Origin of the sequence: Streptomyces carpinensis (assembly GCF_002154505.1) — a bacterium.
Taxonomy (GTDB): domain Bacteria; phylum Actinomycetota; class Actinomycetes; order Streptomycetales; family Streptomycetaceae; genus Streptomyces; species Streptomyces carpinensis.
On the sequence record NZ_MUBM01000664.1, the window covers coordinates 1 to 1155 of the forward strand.

Below are 1155 nucleotides of genomic sequence, written 5' to 3' on the forward strand. Positions count from 1 at the left end.
CCGACGCCACCGCCCGCACCGACCCGGAGGCGGTGCGGGCGGTGGCGTCGGTCGTGGCGCGGCTGCTGGAGCGGGGCGGCGCGGCCGTCTCGGAGCGGTCACCGGACCCCGCCCCGCTGACCGCCGACCGGATCGCCGTCGGCACGGCGCACCGCGACCAGGCGGCGGCCGTACGGGCGGTGCTCGCGGACCTCGGCGTCACGGACGTCACGGTGGACACGGCGAACCGGCTCCAGGGCCGGGAGTTCGACGTCACGGTGGTCCTGCACCCGCTCTCCGGCCGGCCCGACGCCACCGCCTTCCACCTGGAGACCGGCCGCCTGTGCGTGCTCGCCTCCCGCCACCGGCACGCCTGCATCGTGGTGTGCCGCGCGGGAGTGAGCGAACTCCTGGACGACCACCCCTCCACGGAACCGGTCCAGCTCGGCGTCACGGTGAAGTTCCCCGACGGCTGGGAGGCGAATCACGCGGTGCTGGCCCGGCTGCGGGAACATCGGGTGGGCTGGGCGCCTTGAGACCCTCCGGGGGTGGGTAGGACCTGCCTCTGGCCGGTCCGTCGGGAATCGCGTGATCCTTCGGTCGGGCGGGCGCCGAGTCCGGCCGCACCTTGCGCGGGCGCGGGACAATGGAGGGTGGCCCCGCACAGGGCGGCGCCATCCGAACCGTACGAGGAGGACAAGACATGGCGGAGCCCACGCCGCGTCGGAACGAACCGCGGCTACGCCCCGCGCCTCTGCTCTTCGAGCCCGCCGAGGCCGCCGCCGACCCCGAGCACTTCTTCGACCTGGAGTCGATCGAGGACCCGCGGGCGCTGCTGTCGCGGGCGACCGAGCTGACGCTGGCGTTCCGCGCGGCGGCCGACCGTGCCGTGGAGTTCCAGGCGATCGCGGCGGCGCAGCTCGCCGACCCGAAGCGGTTCGACCGGCTGAGCCCGGCGGACATCGCCGAGCGGGCGGAGTGGACCGAGGACTACGCCAGGAAGATGGTCGAGTTCGGGCGGGACCTGCTGCGCGGGGCCGAGGGCCTGCACGCCAATCCGGCCGACCCCGTCTGACCCCCCGCTCCGGCGCACATCGTCACGCACCCCGGCACACCCCGGCCCACGCCCCCCTCGCGCGCGTCCGCCCGAGCCGCCTGGCATATGCCAGCCGGGCA

General features: G+C 75.5%; 2 protein-coding genes. Both read left to right on the top strand.

The window, feature by feature from the left end; genetic code table 11:
• Positions 1-515: AAA domain-containing protein (locus BZY54_RS47675; protein WP_208640991.1), on the top strand; the 515-nt coding region annotated here is incomplete at its 5' end.
• A 167-nt stretch (positions 516-682) separates the two neighbouring features.
• Positions 683-1054 carry a hypothetical protein gene (locus BZY54_RS47680; RefSeq protein WP_086731504.1) on the top strand — a complete coding sequence of 124 codons (372 nt, stop codon included), beginning with the start codon at positions 683-685 and terminating at the stop codon, positions 1052-1054.
• Positions 1055-1155: the final 101 nt, after the last annotated feature.